Origin of the sequence: Nocardia sp. NPDC051570 (assembly GCF_044454005.1) — a bacterium.
Classification (GTDB): Bacteria; Actinomycetota; Actinomycetes; order Mycobacteriales; family Mycobacteriaceae; genus Nocardia.
The window spans coordinates 409,823-429,199 of record NZ_JBITDI010000001.1 but is presented as its reverse complement, the minus strand read 5'-3'; the positions used below and the strand labels follow the sequence as shown (position 1 = coordinate 429,199).

The 19,377-nt window shown below is 67.0% G+C and carries 18 protein-coding genes; 9 read left to right on the top strand and 9 right to left on the bottom strand.

The features are described from left to right. Positions 1-93 precede the first annotated feature (93 nt). From ACIA76_RS01970 to ACIA76_RS01950, 5 genes are all read right to left on the bottom strand, one after another. Positions 94-1,116 carry a hypothetical protein gene (locus ACIA76_RS01970; protein WP_397147330.1) on the bottom strand — a complete coding sequence of 341 codons (1,023 nt, stop codon included), beginning with the start codon at positions 1,114-1,116 and terminating at the stop codon, positions 94-96. Positions 1,117-1,287: 171 nt separating this feature from the next. Beyond that, a complete protein-coding gene (locus ACIA76_RS01965; RefSeq protein WP_397147328.1) occupies positions 1,288-2,082 on the bottom strand; it encodes an alpha/beta fold hydrolase in 795 nt (264 codons plus the stop codon). A gap of 276 nt (positions 2,083-2,358) precedes the next feature. Next, positions 2,359-2,958, bottom strand: a complete 600-nt coding sequence (locus tag ACIA76_RS01960; protein WP_397147326.1) for a beta/gamma crystallin domain-containing protein — start codon at positions 2,956-2,958, stop codon at positions 2,359-2,361. Between the two features lie 361 nt (positions 2,959-3,319). After that, on the bottom strand, positions 3,320-3,466 hold the full coding sequence (locus ACIA76_RS01955; protein ID WP_397147998.1) for a hypothetical protein: 147 nt from the start codon (positions 3,464-3,466) through the stop codon (positions 3,320-3,322). Between the two features lie 52 nt (positions 3,467-3,518). Next, positions 3,519-4,631 (bottom strand): FAD-dependent oxidoreductase, encoded by a 1,113-nt coding sequence (locus ACIA76_RS01950; RefSeq protein ID WP_397147324.1) that lies wholly within the window; start codon positions 4,629-4,631, stop codon positions 3,519-3,521. Between the two features lie 219 nt (positions 4,632-4,850). Here ACIA76_RS01950 and ACIA76_RS01945 point away from each other — a divergent pair, with 219 nt between their 5' ends. Continuing rightward, positions 4,851-5,792: a MerR family transcriptional regulator gene (locus ACIA76_RS01945; protein ID WP_397147322.1), complete on the top strand. Its 942-nt coding sequence runs from the start codon at positions 4,851-4,853 to the stop codon at positions 5,790-5,792. 10 nt (positions 5,793-5,802) lie between these two features. On the opposite strand, the gene ACIA76_RS01940 is transcribed toward ACIA76_RS01945, so the two are convergent. Next, positions 5,803-6,474, bottom strand: coding sequence for a TetR/AcrR family transcriptional regulator (locus ACIA76_RS01940; RefSeq protein ID WP_397147320.1), 672 nt, complete (start codon positions 6,472-6,474; stop codon positions 5,803-5,805). An 84-nt stretch (positions 6,475-6,558) separates the two neighbouring features. Here ACIA76_RS01940 and ACIA76_RS01935 point away from each other — a divergent pair, with 84 nt between their 5' ends. The 3 genes from ACIA76_RS01935 to ACIA76_RS01925 are packed head-to-tail and all read left to right on the top strand — an operon-like array spanning position 6,559 to position 8,736. Further along, positions 6,559-7,686, top strand: coding sequence for an FAD-dependent oxidoreductase (locus ACIA76_RS01935; protein ID WP_397147318.1), 1,128 nt, complete (start codon positions 6,559-6,561; stop codon positions 7,684-7,686). A 43-nt stretch (positions 7,687-7,729) separates the two neighbouring features. Then, positions 7,730-8,059 carry an ArsR/SmtB family transcription factor gene (locus ACIA76_RS01930; RefSeq protein WP_397147316.1) on the top strand — a complete coding sequence of 110 codons (330 nt, stop codon included), beginning with the start codon at positions 7,730-7,732 and terminating at the stop codon, positions 8,057-8,059. Then, the gene (locus tag ACIA76_RS01925) at positions 8,059-8,736 is read left to right on the top strand and encodes a cation transporter (RefSeq protein WP_397147314.1); all 678 of its coding nucleotides are present in this window, start codon (positions 8,059-8,061) and stop codon (positions 8,734-8,736) included. The genes ACIA76_RS01930 and ACIA76_RS01925 overlap by 1 nt, the downstream gene beginning before the upstream one ends. A 103-nt stretch (positions 8,737-8,839) precedes the next feature. Here ACIA76_RS01925 and ACIA76_RS01920 read toward each other — a convergent pair whose 3' ends face one another. Continuing rightward, on the bottom strand, positions 8,840-9,355 hold the full coding sequence (locus tag ACIA76_RS01920; protein ID WP_397147312.1) for a DinB family protein: 516 nt from the start codon (positions 9,353-9,355) through the stop codon (positions 8,840-8,842). Between the two features lie 223 nt (positions 9,356-9,578). Between ACIA76_RS01920 and ACIA76_RS01915 the strand changes: the two genes are divergently transcribed. The 5 genes from ACIA76_RS01915 to ACIA76_RS01895 all read left to right on the top strand — a co-directional run bounded on the left by ACIA76_RS01915 (position 9,579) and on the right by ACIA76_RS01895 (position 16,268). Then, entirely contained in the window at positions 9,579-10,433 is an 855-nt protein-coding gene (locus tag ACIA76_RS01915; RefSeq protein WP_397147310.1) for a hypothetical protein, read from the top strand. A gap of 73 nt (positions 10,434-10,506) precedes the next feature. Beyond that, positions 10,507-11,451: an ABC transporter permease gene (locus tag ACIA76_RS01910; RefSeq protein WP_397147308.1), complete on the top strand. Its 945-nt coding sequence runs from the start codon at positions 10,507-10,509 to the stop codon at positions 11,449-11,451. After that, positions 11,451-12,332: an ABC transporter permease gene (locus ACIA76_RS01905; protein ID WP_397147306.1), complete on the top strand. Its 882-nt coding sequence runs from the start codon at positions 11,451-11,453 to the stop codon at positions 12,330-12,332. The genes ACIA76_RS01910 and ACIA76_RS01905 overlap by 1 nt, the downstream gene beginning before the upstream one ends. Position 12,333: 1 nt before the next feature. Further along, complete coding sequence (locus ACIA76_RS01900; RefSeq protein ID WP_397147304.1) at positions 12,334-14,442, top strand: dipeptide ABC transporter ATP-binding protein; 2,109 nt, start codon at positions 12,334-12,336, stop codon at positions 14,440-14,442. Continuing rightward, on the top strand, positions 14,439-16,268 hold the full coding sequence (locus tag ACIA76_RS01895; RefSeq protein WP_397147302.1) for an ABC transporter substrate-binding protein: 1,830 nt from the start codon (positions 14,439-14,441) through the stop codon (positions 16,266-16,268). The genes ACIA76_RS01900 and ACIA76_RS01895 overlap by 4 nt, the downstream gene beginning before the upstream one ends. Here the strand turns inward: ACIA76_RS01895 and ACIA76_RS01890 are convergent. Together ACIA76_RS01890 and lysA are read right to left on the bottom strand one after the other, a co-directional pair. Then, entirely contained in the window at positions 16,258-17,742 is a 1,485-nt protein-coding gene (locus ACIA76_RS01890; protein ID WP_397147300.1) for a class I adenylate-forming enzyme family protein, read from the bottom strand. The genes ACIA76_RS01895 and ACIA76_RS01890 overlap by 11 nt on opposite strands. Further along, positions 17,739-19,244 carry a diaminopimelate decarboxylase gene (gene lysA, locus ACIA76_RS01885; RefSeq protein ID WP_397147958.1) on the bottom strand — a complete coding sequence of 502 codons (1,506 nt, stop codon included), beginning with the start codon at positions 19,242-19,244 and terminating at the stop codon, positions 17,739-17,741. The genes ACIA76_RS01890 and lysA overlap by 4 nt, the downstream gene beginning before the upstream one ends. Between the last annotated feature and the right edge of the window lie 133 nt (positions 19,245-19,377).

The following is a 19,377-nucleotide window of genomic DNA, read 5'->3' as shown; positions in this document are numbered from 1 at the left end:
GCCGTTCCTCAGGCGGGACGTTCTCGAGATCGACCGGCCGCCACGGCTACAACTCTCCCAACGCTTGCACGGCGGCATAGACGGACGCTTGGTCTAGGTGCCCCCGGTGCCCCCATCCGAGCTGGGGCGTTGGTTCCCACCGCCCGGGGCGTTGTTGCTCGGCGAGGAGCTCGGGGTCGGCGTTGTGTTCGACGGCTCCGGCGTGCTCGTCGATGGTGTCGACGATTTCGGCGCGCTTGTCGACGGTGTCGATGACTTCGGCGCGCTTGTCGATGGTGTCGTCGGTGTCGTCGGTGTCGAACTGTTCGTGGTCGGTTGCTTCTCTCCGCTGCTGCCGTTTTGCGGGGTCGTGGTTGTCGGCATCTGGCTCTGGCTGGGCGGAACGTTCTCGTCGTGGCCGCTCGTCGAGGGCTTGTCGGGCTGGCTACTCCCGCCGCCGCTCCACAAGTGGCCGACGGTGGTGACCTGGTCGCCCGAGATCGCCTTCCCGGTAATGCCCTCGAAGCCGGTGATCGCCAGGATCGCGATGACGAACCCCACCACGCTGGTGCCGATGATCAACGGCCAGCGCAGGCCATACCGGCGGCGTAGCTGCTCTTCGCCGGTTTCGGTGCCCTTGACCGGCGACTGGAGATTCTGCCGGGGAATGAATACGGTGCGTTCCCCGTCGACGGACCGTCCGGCGCTGGCTCCTGGCAGCCCGTTGTTCGTGGGCCGCCGCTGCCCCCACGGGGGTTGATGCCCGGCGCCGGCTCCCGGCAGCCTGTCGTTCGTACGCCCCGCCCAGCCCTGTGCGGTCGGAGGATAGTGCCCGGGCACCTGCCGCACTTGCTGGATCGCCTCGGTCTGCTGCCGGGTGCTCGGGTCCGCCATCGCCAGCGCCGCCTCCTTGGTGCGCTGCGCTGCTTCCTTCGTCTTGCGCAGCGAGCGCAGGTACACCTCGCCGCCTACCGTGGACACCACGCTCGCGACCCCGGCCCCCGCCACGGTGCCGGCCACCCCCAGCGTCGATCCCAGAAAGGCCGCGGTGACCGCCGCGAGAGCTGCCGCGAGGACCTGCGACGGTTTGATGCCGTCCTTTTTGTCAGCGGTGCCTTTCTGGTCTTCGCTCATCATCCCGATCTGCTCGCGTCGTTACCGTTTCGATTCCTCAACGTTATAGGCCATGTGGTCTGTTTCGCTCGTTGCCGGGACGTGAGGCGCGCCACTTTACCGTCGAGATGATCTCTGCGCGTTGATCTTCCGGCCTGCCGCGCGGGATGCGGCTGGAAGCGGACGTTCGGCGCTTCAGGCGTAGTCGGCGATTGCGGCGGCGACGGCTGTCGGCGCGAAGTGGTGGAGGCCGTGTCCGACTCCGTCGAAGGTGCGGACCTTTCCGCCGGTCGACTGGATGAGCGCGACGTCGTCGTCGGAGGTCATCGTCATGACCGCCGGATCACCCCGGAACAGGATGACCGGACCAGCCATGGCGGCCAGCCATCTCTTCGCCTGCACCAGGCATCGGTACACCGCATCGCGGTCGTCGAGTAGAGCGGCGATGAAGCTCGGATCATGACGATGCAGCGACTCCGCCATTCCACGCAGATAAGGGTGGTCCTGCCCCAGGACGTCCGCAGTCGTTCGCCCGCCGAAGGGTTCGTCACCGAGTAGCCGCAGCAGGGTGTCTTCTGGAAGACCGCACCATTGCTGCCACTGACGCATTCGGTCAGTGCTGTGTTCGAGACGTTCGTACATTTGTTCAGGGATCAGCGGTGTATCCCCGAGGATCAACCCGGCGAACAGCCCCGGCGCCGCACCGGCCGCGGCGAGTGTGGCCTGGCCGCCGTAGGAGTGGCCGTACCACCATGCAGGGCTACCGATCTCGTGCTCGGCCCACTCGACCAGAGCGGCGCCGACCGCATCCAGTCCGTACCGTCCCGGGGTCCACGCCGAGTCGCCGTGGCCCGGCAAATCGACTGTCCACCAATGGAATTCAGGTGGCAAAGCAGACGTCAGTGCCTCGCATAGTCGAGACGAGCCCGAGCCGCCATGAACAATGATCAGCGGTATGTCTCCGCCACCTCCACTACGTGCGTGAATCATTGCGTCAGTCTTGCAGAAAACGCACCATATTCGGCAAGAGCGGATGTTCCACAGACGTTGGCGGCCAACCGGTTAGCGGAGGCTGCCGCGTTCTCGGATCGCGCCCAACGGCAGTACCGAATATCAGCGACACCGGGTATCGCGCGGAAATGCGCACCTCACCTTCGAAATATCGCTGTAGAGTGGGTGGCCGATGATGCCGTGGTGGCCCGGTGCGGCTGCCCCCGCCACTGTGTGTCGTGGCGGAGGCAACGGGCGCATGTCGGTAGATCTCAGTTATCGAGTGGCGCTCAGGTGGAAAGTGAACCGATTGCTGCCAGCCCGTTCGTGGGTCATGTTCTCGGGGAAGTGGGTTTCGTCGGCGATGTCGACGGCCTTGGTCTCGTGGTTCCAGGTGAAATAGACCGAGCCGATGGCCATGTACTCCCCGGTCCGCTCGTCGCGGACGTAGATCGCCGTGGTGACGGGCGGGCCGTCAGCGGGCATGAAACCCACCAGCGAGTACTCGGGATCGCCTGAGTGAGTGGTGATTTCGCCGACCTCATAGGAGACGACCTTGAGACTGTAGCGTCCCGGCTCGGCACCCGTATCGTCCTGCAGGCGAACAGCGATCGCCAGTGTGGTCTTCTCGACCACTCGAAACGTGGACAGGCCACCGATATCGGTGATGTCGGGGGTATCGGCCTCCCACTCCCCGTACCGACCAGACTGGCCGTAATGCTGCCAGGCCAGCACCTTCACCAGCTCTCCTATCCGAACCGACCTGAATCTGTCGTTCAGATCGCCTGGCAGCGCCTCCTGCGTGCCGAGCTTGTAGGAATGCGGTCCTCCCGCATAGTCGACGTTCTGGTAGAACGTGGCTTCGTCGACGCTCATGGTTACCTCCTGGGAACGCACCTGACATCGGCGCCGGAACGAACGTGTCGCCGACTCCCCGGCTCGCACTCCTCGGCGAGACCGCCGGCAGGCATGAATTACACTCGACAACCATTGAGCACGTTGACATTTCGTCCGGCTACCTGTCCCACTTTACGAGGATTCCCATCATCCGGTGGCCATTTGCGGAACGCCTCTGCCATCGTCGGCGCGATGGCGTTCACACACCGCCTGGACCACGGTTCGGCCCGCGAGCGCGTGCGAATCGCCGCGCCTGGCGCGGTCCCGTGGTACGCGATGATCGAGTATTCGGGCGGTGGTTGTGGTGGTTCCTCACCACCACAACCGGTTTCGCGCCGGATCAGCTGCTGATCTGTTCGAAGATTTCCACGCCGACCATGATCACCGCGATGAGTAGATAGCCGCGCAGGGCGATCATGCCCGCGGTGCGTAGCGGTGAGAAGGCCGCGGGGGTGAGGGTGTCAAGCAGAAGCGATCTTCGCAGCAACGGGTGGTTCCCAGGCCGCGATATGGCCGCCACCTCGCCGACGGGTGATCGGTCACACGGTTGGGGCGGTGGTGAGCATCCAGTGACTGAACGCGGCGTATCGCCGCGCGGATTCTGCTGGGCCATCGGCATTCTCGACCTCATCCGCCAGCGTGCGCACCCGCTCGAAGCGCAGCATGCGCAGCTGTTCATAGCTGATGAGTGCGTTGCGCAGGTTCGGCGTGGTCTCGAGTGCGTTGCGGAGCACGCCGACATCCTCGATGCCGAGGGTGCCGCCGGCGGCGATATGCGGCGAAAGGCCGTGTGCGGCATCGCCGATCAGCGCGACGCGGCGACTGGTCCAGCGCGGCAGTGCCGGCACGACCATGATCTGGTTCTCCAGGATGCTCTGTTCGGGGGTGGCGGCGATCATGCGCAGCAGATCCTCGTGCCAACCGCCTTCGGCGAGGTGGCGGGCGCGCTCGAGTGCGCGGTCCCGCTTGCCGCCGGTGAGCGTTCCGGTCCCGAATTGGCTGATGAACCACATGGTCTCGGTCTCGGTGATGCGGGAATACCCGCCGCGGATGCGCTCCGGCCCGAGGGTGAGCACGGTCCCTTCGGGCCGCTCGTCGCCCGCCGGAACGACGGCACGCCAGGCGAAGTTGCCCACGTGCGGGCGAGCCTCGCTGTCGGGCAGCAGCTGTGCACGCACCCTGGAGTAGACGCCGTCGGCGCCGATCAGCAGGTCCGCGTGCACGCTCGCCCCGTTGTCGAGGTGGGCCACGACCTTGTCGTCGGTCTCGGTGTAGCCGGTCACCCGCGCGCCGAGGGTGATCCGAGTGCGGCCGACGGCGTCGGCGAGCACGGTGCTGAGCCGTGGCCGGGGGACGAACAGAAACCGGAAGGCGGAGTCGTCGTACCCCGCGGGCCGCTGCGCGCGACCGGCGGGGTCGAAGAACCAGGCGTCGACCTCGCGCCCCATCGCCGCGACCTCGGCGCCGATCCCGAACCGATCGAATTCGCGAAGCGCGTTGGGCCACAGGCTGATACCCGCCCCGACGGCCCGAATCTCCGGAGCCTGCTCGAGGACTGTGACCTCGTGACCGATCCGACGCAACGACGCCGCGGCGGTCAGCCCGACCAGGCCGCCTCCGACGATGACGATGCTCATGACCTTGCTGTTCATGCCGTCGACCGTAACACTAACGGTTAGTGTTTAACAACGGATACGTTTTCGCTCCCGATAGCATCATGGGATGGCAATACCACCTGATTCGACTGGCCTTCTTTGAATTTCGCCTCCATCCGCCGGACGTGGGCGACTGTGTCGCCGACGGTGTCAGCACATCTCTCCGTGCGGCACTCGGTACGGTGGGAACTCCACCGGGCGGAGGTTCGACTAGTTGTGACAGACGACAGGCCAACCGGCGCGCTGGTGAGCATCGGAGAGTTGGCGCGGAGCACCGGGCTCGCGGTGCGCACGATCCGGTTCTATTGCGACGAGGGCATTCTGGAATCCCGTCGTAGCGCGGGCGGGCATCGCATGTTCGATCCCGGCAGCGCGACCGAACGACTGCTGCTGGTCCGGCGGTTGCGCGCGTTCGGGCTTGGGTTGGACTCGATTTCCGGTGTGCTGCACGGGGAGTGGTCGATCGCCGAGGCGATCGCCGCCGAACGTGGGCGAATCGACATCGAATTCAGGTCGCTGGCATGGCGGCGGGCGTCACTGCGGGCGGTCGAAGCGGCGACCCCGGCGCAGCGGGCCGAGCGACTGGCGTTGCTGGCCGCGGCCCAGGACGGTGGTGCGGCGCACGATGGCCTCGTCCGGTTCTGGCGGCGGATCTTGGCGCCGGTACCTCGGCGCGATCTCGACACCTGGTTGTACTGGAATGTCCCGGAGCCGCCCGCTGATCCGTCCGTCGACGAGGTTGTCGCGTATGCCGAGTTGGCCGCGCTTGTCGTCGACCCCGAATTGAACGGTGCTGTGCGACAGCAACTCTGGCGGAGTCGGCCGGAGCTGATCGGCGACCCTCGCGGACTGTATTCCGATGTGGACGACATCATGACCGATGTGGTGGCACATGTCACCGAAGGTGTGCGACCGCACGGTGGCGGCGAACTCGACCGATTCGTCGACGCCCATGCCAGTGCGCGCGGGGAACGTGATTGCCCGCGATTCCGCGAGCAATTGCTGATCGACGCGACCGACACCGACCACCGGATTCATCGTTACTGGGCTCTCACCGAGCGGCTTCTCCCCACTCGGGTCACGGTGGGGCGAGCCCATCATTGGCTGTACGCCGCACTGGCCCGCTCGACCGACCCGAAGGCCACCCGAACGGGTTGACGCACAACACCTATCGGAGGGTTCCGATACCCGCCAGGATGAGGTCGATCCCGGCCAGGAATTGCTCGCGGTCGTCGTGTTCGCGCAGCTGCGCGGCCACCCGATGCACGAACGGGTATTCCTCGGGGCCGAGCTGCGTCCATTGGGCGGTGACGGTCGCGAGGAAGGCCGATCGATCCATCCCGTTCAGGTCCTGGCGGGCGTTCGCGGCGTTTTGGCCGGCGACGCCGAGGATGTAGTTCACGAGCGCGGAGGCGGCGTCGAACTGTGCTCGTTCGGGGACGCCGAGCGCCTGCAGCTGCCCGCCGACGCCTTCGAAGATCCGCAGCATCGCGGACTGTCCCGGCTGGCGGGAGAGATGGGCGCCGACCCAGGGGTGTGCGTCGATCACATCGAACACGCCCAGGGCGACGGCTCGGATCGTCTCACGCGGCCGCGCGCCGGCGACCACGTCGGTCATGACTCGGGTGATGACGTCGTCGGTGGTCGCCGCGAGTAGATCGTCCTTGTTCGCGACGTGCCAGTAGAGCGCCCCGGCGCCGGTGGACAGACGAGCCGCGAGCGCGCGGAAGGTCAGAGCGCTCTCGCCGTCGGTGTCGAGGATCTCGATCGCGGCCTCGACGATCCGCTCCTTCGACAGCGCGTTCGCGCGCCGGGAGGTCCGCTGTGCCCTACTCGCCATGCACATCATCTTGACATGGATGGAACGCTGTTCCAAGATAGGCATATGGAACGGCGTTCCAGACAGTCTGCGAAAGGAACCATCATGACGACACAAGTCACGATCGTCGGCGCGGGCCTCGGCGGCCTCATCCTCGCCCGCGTCCTGCACGTCCACGGCATTCCCGCCACGATCTACGAGGCGGAACCCTCCGCCGAAACCCGCACGCAGGGCGGTCAACTCGACATCCACGAGCAGGACGGGCAGCTCGCGCTGGCGGCGGCCGGTCTCACCGACGAGTTCCGCGCGCTCATCCACGAGGGCGGCGAGGCCCTGCGCGCGCTCGATCGGCACGGGAAGGTGCTGCTCGAGCAGCCCGACGAGGGCAACGGCGGGCGGCCCGAGGTGCTCCGCGGCGATCTGCGGCGCATGCTGATCGACTCCCTGCCCGCGGAGACGATCCGGTGGGGCAAGAAGCTCACCGACGTCACGGCATTCGGCGACGGCCGGCACGAACTGAGGTTCGCGGACGGATCCACCGTCATCACCGAACTGCTCGTCGGCGCGGACGGCGCCTGGTCGAAGGTCCGGCCGCTGCTGTCCGGCGCCGAGCCCGAATACGTCGGCACGACCTACGTCGAGACCTATCTGTACGACGTCGATGAGCGGCACGCCGCGGCGGCCGAGGCGGTCGGCGACGGCGCGATGTTCGCGCTCGCCCCGGGGCAGGGGATCGCCGCACACCGCGAGGCGGGCGGCGTTCTGCATACCTACGTCCAGCTGACCCGCCCCATCGAGTGGATCACCGGCATCGACTTCACCGACGCCCGTGCCGCGGCCGCTCGGGTCGCGGCCGAATTCGACGGGTGGGCACCAGAGCTCACCGCGCTGATCACCGACGGCGAAACCGCGCCGGTCCCGCGCCCGCTCTACACACTCCCGAACCGGCACCGCTGGGACCGCGTGCCCGGGGTGACGCTGCTCGGCGATGCCGCCCATCTGATGCCGCCGTCCGGCGAGGGCGCGAACTTGGCGATGTTCGACGCCGCCGAACTCGCCCAGGCGATCGTCGCGCACCCCGGCGACATCGAAGCGGCACTCACCGCCTATGAGGAGACGCTGTTCCCGCGCAGCGAATCGGCCGCCTTGGACGCGCACCTGGTCCTGGAGTACTGCCTCGGCGACCGCGCCCCGTTCGGATTCGTCGACTTCCTCACGGGGGAGAGCGGATAGTTCATCCTCTTCTGAATACAGAATCTGATGTACTGTTGGCCGGGTGGACGCGCTACTGCATCGCGATGCGCTGGCTCGGTTCGGGCATGCGCTGTCGGATCCGACTCGTACGGAAATCCTGCTCGCGTTGCGGGGCGGGCCCGGGTATCCGTCCGATTTGGCGGATCGAATCGGGGTGTCGCGGCAGATTCTGTCGAATCACCTTGCGTGCCTCCGTGGTTGCGGGCTTGTGGTGGCCGTTGCGGAGGGGCGTAGATCTCGATACGAGTTGGCGGATCCGCGTATCGCGCGGGCGCTGGACGATCTGACCGGGCTGGTGCTGGCGGTGGATCCGGCGTGTTGCCCGGATTCGGATGCCGAGGGGTGCTGCTGATGTCGCGGGCGCTGGAGTCGCGGCCGTCGGTGCGGCGTCGGACGGTGCTGAGCCGGAGGATTCGGTGGTTCGTCGCGGCGACCATCTCCTACAACGTGATCGAGGCCGTTATCGCGCTCGGGGAGGGCACGCGGGCGTCGTCGACCGCGCTGATCGGGTTCGGATTGGATTCGGTCATCGAGGTGTCCTCGGCCGCGGCGGTGGCGTGGCAGTTCGCCGGTCGCGACCCGCAGCGGCGGGAGCGGGCCGCGTTGCGGATCATCGCGTTCTCGTTCTTCGCGCTGGCCGCCTATGTCACCGCGGATTCGATCCGCGCCCTGCTGGGGGTGGGGGAGGCCCGGCATTCGCCGATCGGCATCACGCTGGCGGCGGTGAGTCTGGTCGTGATGCCGGTGCTGTCGTGGGCGCAGCGCCGTACCGGGCGCGAACTCGGATCGGCGTCGGCGGTCGCCGATTCGAAACAGACCCTGTTATGCACCTATCTGTCGGCGGTACTGCTGGTCGGATTGCTTCTGAACAGCCTGTTCGGCTGGTCCTGGGCCGATCCGCTCGCCGCGGTCGTGATCGCGGTAATCGCGGCGAAGGAGGGCGTCGCTGCCTGGCGCGGGGACACCTGCTGTCCCACTCCTGCGGCCCTCGGCCCGAGCAGCGGCCACGATTGTGACTGCTGCGACTGAGCGGAGGCGAACCGAGATGACCAACCGCTGGGTCGGAGTGACCATCGATTGCGTGAATGTGCCACTGGTGGCGGGCTTTTGGAGTGCGCAGTACTACTGACGACTACAGCCCGGTCCGAGGCGCCGGGGTCAGGATCTGCTCGCGCAGGATATCCGCGTGGCCGCAGTGCTGGGCCAGTTCGCGCAGCATATGCAGATACACCCAGCGCAGCGGCAGCGGGCCACGTCGGTTGCCGCGCAACAGATCATCGAGCTGAAGATCGGCCGCGGCCCGGCGCGACGCCGCGCAGGCCTCGCGATGCGCTCGGCGCACGGTATCGATCGAATCCTCGTCGGTGAGCAGAAACGATTCGCCGGGCGTATCCGGGATTCCGATCTCGCGGCGGGACCGGCAGGTGATCGCCTCGTCGAACCACACCCGCTCCACGAAGGTGGCGTGTTTGACCAGTCCGAGCAGGGTCGTCGGCGAGGCGACCAGAGTTCGGCGGGCCTGCTCCTCGGTGAGCCCGTCGAGACACGCGCTCAGGCCCGCGCGGTGTTCATCGATGAAGGTCTCGAACTGAGTCTTCAACGGATCGTTCAGTACGGATTCGGGTGTCGCAGTGCCGATCTGGTTCACCCTTGTGAGTATGCCCATCGGTACCCCCGGGCGAGCAGATACCCGGCTCCTGCCTCGAACCCTGCGGGCTGAGCAGTCGAATCCGAAGGCGTTAGCGCCTCGATGATCGAATGGTTGAAAACCCCTATAAGCTAAGCGATTCGAGCGCAAATCACCGATACGACGATGTCCCGCAATTGATTTCGAATCCCGCTGACTCCCGGATGTGATTCCATGCGAAAGCATGACTCCCTTCCCGAAGTGGGCGCGCCGCACCCTGATCGCCGTCGTAATCGCCTTGTCGGCACTGTCTTTCGCCGAACAACCCAACACCACCGCGGAGCCCCCGGCCACCCAGCCGCCGCCCCCGGGGGCGGGCCGCACCCCCTGGCAGTTTCAGCCCGACGGCACCACGGCCGTGGACTTCGCGATCCCGATCGCCAACGAGATCGTCCGCATGCGGACCCATTTCACCGTGCCGCCGACGCCGTCCAGACTCGGCACCCTGTTCCTGTGGCCGGGCCTCGAACCTGCCCCCGGCGGCCGCGACTACGACCCGATCGGCCTCGGCGTCCTGCAACCCGTGCTCACCTGGGGTGACAGCTGCGCCCCGACCACCCAGCCGTCGACCTACTCGACCTGGTGGATCTCCGGCCAATACGTCAACGTCGGCGACCAGCCCGACTATCAGGGCTGTCACTCCGGACCGGCGATGTCGCCGCGGGTCGGCGAGGTCCTCGACATCGATATCGCCCTCGATCAGTCGAGCGGGGTGTGGACCCAGACCGTGACCGGCCGGTCCGGATCGGTGCGCTACGCGATCAATATGGGTAACCAGGCCCAGAACCGCGCGATCTTCGCCGTCGAGCCCTGGGACAACGCGCAGTTCGCCGGGCCGCTGCTCTTCTCCGACACCACGCTCACCTTCCGCGACCAGGACCCGCGGGCCTGCACCGATCCGGACGTCAGCTACTCCGGGACCGGCGGCGCCATCTCGCGCCCCACCAGCGCCGACGGACGTGTCTGCCATATCGACACCGTCACGGTCAACGGCACCGCGAACCCCGCCCACAAACCCGGTGGCCGGCAAGGACTCTGACAGAATCTGCCTGCGCCGAATTGGTAGACGCAAGCATTTCACATGGCTAACATTCGGCCATGGTGTCGGACTTATGACGGGGTATCTCCTGCGCCGCGTCCTGCAATCGGCGATCGTCGTCGTGCTGGTCGCGGTGCTGACCTTCACGTTGTTGCAGCTGCTGCCCGGCGGCCCGGCCCGGGCGATCCTCGGGCCGAAGGCGACCCCGCAGCAGGTCGACACCTTCATGCGGCAGGGCGGTTACGACCGGCCCCTGATCGTGCAGTTCCTGCACTGGGCGGGTGGCGTTCTGCACGGCGACCTCGGCTATTCCTACAAGCTCAACCAGCCGGTCCTGGATGTGATCACCGAACATCTGCCCAAGACGCTGATCCTGATGACCCTGTCCACGGTGCTCGCGCTGATCCTGGCCGCACCGATCGGCATCTACCAGGCCCGCCACCGCAACACCCTGGGCGACTACACGGTGACCGGGCTGTCGTTCGCCTTCTACGCCATGCCGAGCTTCTTCCTCGGCGAACTGCTGATCCTGTTGTTCGCCGTTGAGCTGCACTGGTTTTCGCCGGTCGGCCCGAACGGCGACACGGTCGCGGAGATCTTCGGCCAGGCCTCGGCCCTGGTCCTGCCGGTCTCGACGCTGACCCTGATCACCATCGCCTCCTTCAGCCGCTACATCCGCTCATCGGTCATGGAGAACCTGCAGCAGGACTACGTGCGCACCGCGCTGGCGGGCGGCGCGAGCGACGGCCGGGTGATGCTGCGGCATGTGTTGCGCAATTCGCTGATCCCGGTCGTTACGCTGCTCGGGATCACCCTGCCGCAGCTGTTCGCCGGCGCGCTGATCACCGAGCAGGTGTTCAACTATCCCGGGATGGGCTTCATCTTCGTCCAGGGTGCTCAGGTGCACGACTATCCGATCCTGCTGGGCGTCGGCCTGCTGGTCGCCCTGGCGACCGTCGCGGGTTCGCTGCTCGCCGATATCGGTTATGCCGTACTCGATCCGAGGGTGAAGTACTGATGACCGATATCGCGCAGACCGTCCCCGGCCGCGCCCGCTCGCGATTCCGCGCGACGCTGGCGGCCCTGCTGGAGAACAAGCTCGCCGTGGTCGGCTTCGGCCTGATCGTGTTCTTCCTGCTGTTCTGCTTCCTGGGCCCGGCGCTCTATCACACCGACCAGATCACCTCCGACCTCGCCGGGGCGAACCAACCGCCCAGTGCCGCACACCCATTGGGCACCGACGATGTCGGCTACGACCAACTCGGCCGGCTGATGGTGGGTGGACAGGCGTCGCTGGAGATCGGTGTCGCCGCCGCGATCATCGCCACCGTCTTCGGCGCGTTGTGGGGTGCGGTCGCGGGATATGTCGGCGGCGTCCTCGATGCGGCGATGATGCGCGTGGTCGATACCCTGCTGGCGATCCCGACGCTGTTCCTGCTGCTGATCCTGTCCTCGATCTTCACCGCATCGGTCGGGCTGCTCATCGTCGTGGTGTCGTTCGCGGCCTGGCTGACGCCCGCGCGGCTGGTGCGCGGGGAGACATTGTCCTTGCGCACAAGGGAATACGTGCAGGCGGTCACGATGATGGGCGGCGGCAGCGGGCGCGCGATCGTGGCGCATATCGTGCCCAATGCGATCGGCACCATCGTGGTGAACGCGACCTTCCAGGTGGCCGATGCGATCCTGCTCGTCGCCGCGCTGAGCTATCTCGGCCTCGGTATGGCGCCCCCGCATGCCGACTGGGGCAGCATGCTTTCCCACGCAACCGATTTCGCGCAGAACGGCTACTGGTGGATGATCCTGCCGCCGGGTATCGCGATCATGCTCGTCGTCATCGGTTTCAACTTCCTCGGCGACGCATTGCGTGATGCGCTCGAGGTCCGGCTGCGGAGGCGCTGATATGACCGACCCGATTCTCGCGCCGGTATTGGAACTCGACGACCTGCACACCACGATCGATGTCCGCGGCGGTGTCGTGCACGCGGTCGACGGGGTGTCGCTGCGGGTCGAGCGCGGCGAATTGCTCGGCCTGGTCGGCGAATCCGGCTGCGGTAAGACGATGACGGCGCTGTCTATCCTGCGGCTGCTGCCCGAGGGCGGCCGGATCGCCTCGGGACGCATCCTGCTCGGCGGTGCGGATATCGCGCGGATGTCCGAGCCCGAACTGCGGCGGGTGCGCGGCGGCCGGATCGGCATGGTCTTCCAGGACCCGCTGACCTCGCTCAACCCGACGATCCCGATCGGCAGGCAGGTCGGCGAACCACTGGCACTGCATTCCGACCTCTCGCCCGCCGCGCGGCGCGACCGGGTGATCGAGATGCTCGGTCTGGTCGGCCTGCCGCGCGCGGCCGAACGGCTGGGGGACTACCCGCATCAACTGTCCGGCGGCATGCGCCAGCGCGTGATGATCGCCCGCGCGCTGGTCTGCGAACCCGATCTGCTGATCGCCGACGAGCCGAGCACCGCGCTCGACGTGACCATCCAGCATCAGATCCTGGAGCTGATCGACGAGCTGCGCACGCGGGTCGGTATGGCGGTCATCCTGGTCACTCACGATCTCGGCGTGGTCGCCGGGCGCGCGGACCGGGTCGCGGTGATGTACGCCGGGCGCATCGCCGAACTCACCGACACCAGATCGCTGTTCGGCAATCCGCGTCATCCCTATTCCGAGGCGCTGTTCGAGGCGCTGCCGGAGAATTCGGCCGATACCGGCGACAAGCTGTACAGCATCCCCGGCCTGCCGCCGGATCTGGTGGATCCGCCGCGGGCCTGCCGTTTCGCCCCGCGCTGCCGGTATGCGACCGACCAATGCCGCGCCGAGGATCCGCCGCTGCGCGGGGATGTCGCCGGACACGACTACGCCTGCTTCCATCCCGTCGGCGATCCGAAGATCATCGAGCCGACCGGCCGCATCGCCGTGCGTGAATCCGGCCGCGCGCCCGCCGAACCGGCGACGACGGCCGCGCCGGGACATCCGCTGCTCACCGTCGACAACCTGGTCAAGGATTTCCCCGTGACCGCGGGCGCGATCCTGCAGCGCAAGGTCGGCGCGGTATCCGCGATCGCGGATGTCAGCTTCTCCGTCGCCGCGGGGGAAACCTTCGGCCTGGTCGGCGAATCCGGTTGCGGTAAGACCACGATCGGCCGCGCCATCGTGGGCCTCGAGACCCCGACCAACGGCACCGTCCGCATCGAGGGGACCGAGCTGACCTCGTTGCACGGCAAGGCATTACGGCAGCGCCGCCAGGACACACATCTGATCTTCCAGGACACCTACGCCTCACTGGACCCACGCATGCGCGTCGGCGCGATCCTCGCCGAACCCATGACCATCCACGGCGTCGGCACCCGCGCGCAGCGCGCCGCGCGAGCCCGCGATCTGCTCGGCGAGGTCGGCCTGCCCGCGTCGGCGGTCGAACGGTATCCGCACGAATTCTCCGGCGGCCAGCGGCAGCGCATCGTGCTGGCGCGGGCGCTGGCGCTGGAGCCGAAGCTGATCGTCGCCGACGAACCGGTATCGGCGCTGGACGTCTCGATCCAAGCGCAGATCCTCAACCTGATGAGCGACCTGCGCCGCCGCCACGGCCTGACCTACGTGTTCATCTCCCACGACCTGTCGGTGGTCCGCTACCTGTCCACCCGGATCGGCGTGATGTACCTGGGCAAGCTGGTGGAGAGCGGCCCGGCCGCGGACGTCTACCGCAGCCCGCGCCACCCCTACACGCACGGCCTGATCAGCACCGTCCCGATCGCCGACCCCTGGGCCGGGCGCAGCCGGGGTGATGTGATCACCGGCGAGCTGCCCTCGGCGCGCACCCCACCGTCGGGATGCCGGTTCCGGACCAGATGCCCACTGGCACAGGAGATCTGCGCGCACGAGGAGCCGCCGATGCGGGCCTTCGGCGCGGCGGGTCACCAGGCCGCATGCCACTTTCCACTGGCCGGTTCGCCGGCCGCGGTCATCGAGCCGCCGCAGGGTGTGCCCCAGAGAGAGGAAGTTCGGGGATGAGGGTGAGAAGACTGGTGAGCGCCGTCGGCGCGCTCCTGATCGCGACGTCGATACTGTCCGGATGTGGTGCGGGCAGTACGAAGTCGGGCGGGACGCCACAGGAGGGCGGTACCGCGACATTCGCCGAAGCGCCGGGGACGCAACCGAATTGGATCCTCCCGTTCTACGATCAGGCCCATAACAGCGGCTACGCCACGGGCGATCTGCAGCGTCTGATGTTCCGCCCGCTGTATTGGTTCGGCGACGCCACGGGAAGTATCGGTGTCAACGACACCAAAAGCCTTGCCGCGCAGCCGAAGTACAGTGACAACAACACGACCGTCACGATCGATCTGAAGCCCTTCAAATGGTCCAACGGTGAGGACGTCAACGCCAAGGACGTCGTGTTCTGGATGCATCTGCTGTTCGCGGAGAAGCAGAACTTCGCGAAGTACGTCGTCGGCCAGTTCCCGGACAACGTGAAATCGGTCACCGAGACCGGTCCCGCGCAGATCACGTTGAAGCTCAACGATTCCTATTCCCCGACCTGGTTCACCGGGCAGGAGCTCGCGCAGATCACGCCGCTGCCGATGGCGTGGGACAAGACCTCGGACGCGGCGGCGCCCGGCAGCGGTGGCTGTACCGAGGATCAGTCCAAATGCCATGCGGTCTACCAGTATCTGTACGACAAGAGCAAGAACCTCTCGACCTATGCCACCGATCCGCTCTGGCAGGTCGTCGACGGCCCGTGGCATCTGACGAACTTCGATGCGCAGGGCCACATAGCCTTCGATCCGAATCCGTCCTACAGCGGCCCGGACAAGCCGCATCTGGCGCATTACAAGATGGAGCCGTTCACCAGCTCCGACGCCGAATTCAACACGCTGCGTGCGGGAAACAGCATTTCGGTGGGTTCGGTGCAGGTGACCAGCCTGCCGGAGAAGAAGGCCGCGCAGGATCTGCCATCGACGAATCCGTTGCAGGCCAACTACAATCTGGTGCCCGCCTACGGCTGGGGCTGGAGTAGCTCGATCCTGAACATGGCCAATCCGACCTTCGGCCCCACGTTCAATCAGCTCTACATCCGCCAGGCCCTGCAGCTGACCCTCGATCAGGAGACCGACGTCGACTCCGCGATGCGCGGTTACGGCGCGATCACCACCGGCCCGGTGCCCAACCGGCCGGACAATCCCTTTATCTCCGACGCCGAACGCGGTTCGGGCCCTTATCCTTTCGACAAGGCCAGGGCGAAGGCGCTGCTGACCGGGCACGGCTGGACCGATCAGGGCGGCGTGATGACCTGCACCAGCCCGGGCGCCGCGGACAACCAGTGCGGTCCGGGTGTCGCCGCGGGCACCAAACTGCAGTTCACTCTCGAATACTCCACGGGCAGCCCGATTTACGGCCGGGTGGTGCAGCAGTGGAAGTCCGATGCCGCGCAGGCGGGCATCGTGTTCGACCTGAAGGGTCAGGAATTCAACACGGTGATGGACGACGTCAGCAACTGCCACGGCTCCGGCCCGGCCTGTGACTGGCAGATCGGCTTCTTCGGCTACCAGGAGTACGACGCCGTCCCCGCCGGTGATCAACTGCTGCTGCCGGGTTCGAGCGCGAATATCGGCAACTACAACGACCCCAAACTCATCGAGCTGATCAACGCGACCCTGCACTCCGACGATAAGGCGGCCTTCGCCAACTACGAGGAGTACGCGGTGAAAACCCTTCCCGGACAGATCAATATGCCCCTGCGCACCTTTATGGAGGTCGTCGCCAAGAACCTCGGCGGCGTGGCCTTCCCGGCGGTGCAGACCGGCCGAAGCCCGGAGGACTGGTACTTCACGAAGTAACCCGCACGCCGCCGATCAGCTCGGCGACCGCGGCGCGATCGACCTTCCCGTTGCCGGTCAGCGGCATCTCCCCGATCACGACGCAGCGGCGGGGGACCTTGTACGGCTCGATCAGCGTGCGCAGCCGCGCGAGCACCTCCGCCGCGGTCACCGGGCCCGACACCACGAGCACGGCGTGGGCGTCGGCGCCCGGCGGGACGACCGCGGCGGAGCGCACGCCGGGTACCTCACGCACGGCCGCCTCGATCTCCAGCACGCTCACGCGGTGGCCGCGTTCCTTGTAGACATCGTCGCGGCGGCCGTCGACGTAGAGGTAGCCGTCGGAATCCAGCCGGCCGAAGTCGCCGGTGCGCAGGAATCTGCGGCCGTCGTCGGTGAGGCCGAAACAGCGCTCGGTCTGTTCGGCGCGCCGCCAGTACCCGGCCATCACATGCGGGCCGCGCACCACGAATTCGCCGATCTCGCCGGGCGGTAGCACCGCGTCGTCCGGGCCCAGCACCGCGACTTCGGTGCCGGGCAGCGGCCGACCGGATGCGCCGGGACGCCGCAGATCCTCATCCGGCGGCATGATCGACACCCGCTTGCATTCGGTGAGCCCGTACATGATCTGCAGCCGCAACCCGGGCAGCGCGGCGCGCAGGGCGCGGGCGGTCAGCGCGGGCATGGCCGCGCCGGTGGTGGTGAGCAGCCGCAGCGTCGCAGGCGTGGTCCGGGCCCGGCCGAGTAGCCAGACCAGTGTCTCGGCGATCGGCGGGGTCGCGGCCAGCACGGTCGCCCGCGCCCGTTCCAACCCGCTCAGCAGCGCGACCCCGCCCTCGGCGGGCGCGCCCAGACAGATCCGCGCGCCGCTGATCGCCCCGAGGAACAGCTGGTACAGGCCGTAATCGAAGGCCAGTGGCAGCGGGACGAAGACGATATCGGCTGCGGTATAACGGATTTCGGCCGCGATCGCCCGCGCCGCGAACAGCAGCTGCCGATGCCCGGTGATCACCGCCTTCGGCAGCGAGGTGCTGCCCGAGGTGTAGATCAGGCATACCGGATCGGAATCCTCGATCCCGGCCGTCTCCGCTCCCGGCGGATGCTCGGCCGCCGCCCGCGCGATCGCCGCGGTGTCGTACACCGTGGTCCCCGGCGGCACGCTGTTGTCGTCCGTGAGCAGCACGGCGGGTTCCAGATCGCTCAGCACATGGTCGAGCGCGGGCCCGCGGACCTGCTCATGCAGCACACAGAACGCCGCGCCGATCCGTGACACCGCGTACAGCACCGCGGGCGCCAGTACCGAGCCGGGCAGCCGCAGCACGACCCGATCGCCGCGCCGGACGCCGATCGCGCTCAGCCAGCCCGCCAGGCGCAGACTCGCCTGGCGCAGCTGGTCCTGGGTCAGGGAGGTATCGCCCGCGGTGACGGCCACCGTGTCCGGGGTCGCCCGGGCGCGGTCATCGAGTAGTTCGTGTAACAGTCTGGGACCGTTCACGATTCGTGCCGATCGCGAACGACGAATGCGGTGAGCGAGCCGACGGTCCGGACGGTGTCGGGATTGAGCTCGTGCGGATCGACGGTCACCCCGAACCGATCCTCGAGCGTGGTCAGCAGTTCGACGATCGAGAGCGAATCCAGCGCCAGCTCGTCGAACAGCAGTGTGTCCGAAGAGATTTCGCCGACGAATCCGGATTCTCCCCCGGCCGCGCGCCGAACCTCCTCATACACCTCACGCACGAGCGGATCGTCGTCGAAGGTCACCAGATGCTGCCGGGTGAACAGATCGTCCTCGGTGTCGCGGGACCGGATCAGATGCGCCTTACCCTCATGGATCAGCACCTCCGCCGGATATCCGCGCCCGTTCATATAAGTGATCGAGGCGCTGGGCCCGTACGCCCCGGACTGGAACACCCCGAGCACCTCACCGCGCGCGATCCGCGGCAATTCGACATCCTTGCCGATGATGTCGGTCGGCGTGAGCAGCAGACCCGTCACGGTGCACGGTCCGGCCACCTCCCGATCCAGATCGCTGAGCAGCGCGATCGGGAAGTTCCGCTTGAGATAGGTGCCCGTGCCGACCGCCGACATGTGCTGATGGGTGCCGCCGTCGGTGATGACGAACCGCTGCCCGCGCGAGGTCTTCACCGAGCGGGCCCGGACCGCATATGTGCCGGCGGGCCCGACCAGGAATCGCCCCGGCTCCACGGCGATGCGCGCATCCGGATACCGCAGGCGGAATTCGGCCACCGCCGCATTCACGCCCGCGGCGAGCACGTCCATATCGACCGCCCGCTCGTTGGGGAAGTAGGGAATCCCGATGCCGCCGCCGATATCCACCAGTTCCGGTGTGATACCGAGCTGTTCGCTCACCTTGGTCGCCAGATCCAGGATGCGGCGGGTGTTGTCCACCACGACCCGCGCATCCAGAATCCTTGTGCCCGTGAAGCAATGGATGCCGACGATCCGCAGATGCGGATGGCGTGCGACCAGATCGGTCGCGGCCAGCACCTGCTCCTCGTCGATGCCGAATTCGCGGGGCTTACCCGCCATCGTCAGCCGCCCGCCGCGCACCCCGAACGCCGGATTCACCCGCAGCAGCACCCGCGGCCGTAACCCGGTCCCGGCCGCCAGCTCGTCGAGATCGGCCAGTTCGTCGAACGATTCGCAGATCACCGCCCGAATATCGAGTTCGACCAGCTCGCGCAGATCCTCCCGGCTCTTTCCGGGCCCGGTGTAGAGGATGTCACCCGGCACGACCCCGGCGCGCAGCGCGCTGGCCAGCTCGCCCGGCGAGCACACCTCGGCGAGCGCGCCCGCCCGGTGCAGCAGCCGCACGATGCTCACATTCGGATTCGGTTTGAGCGAGTAGAAGATGTCGATCGCATCGTGCAGGCGGGCCCGCAGATCCTCGTAGGTACGCTCGATCACGGCTCCGTCGTAGATATAGAGCGGAGTTCCGAACTCCCCCACCAACCTCGAGATTCCCATGCCTTGCACAGAGTATTCGGACACGCCACCCTCCAGCTCGATCCTGCCGTCCGTTCCGGTCAGTCAACGCGTCACCCGCATTGTTCGACAGTTGTTCTGAACAACCGAACATCAATCGCCGATCACACGGATCTGTTGGGGG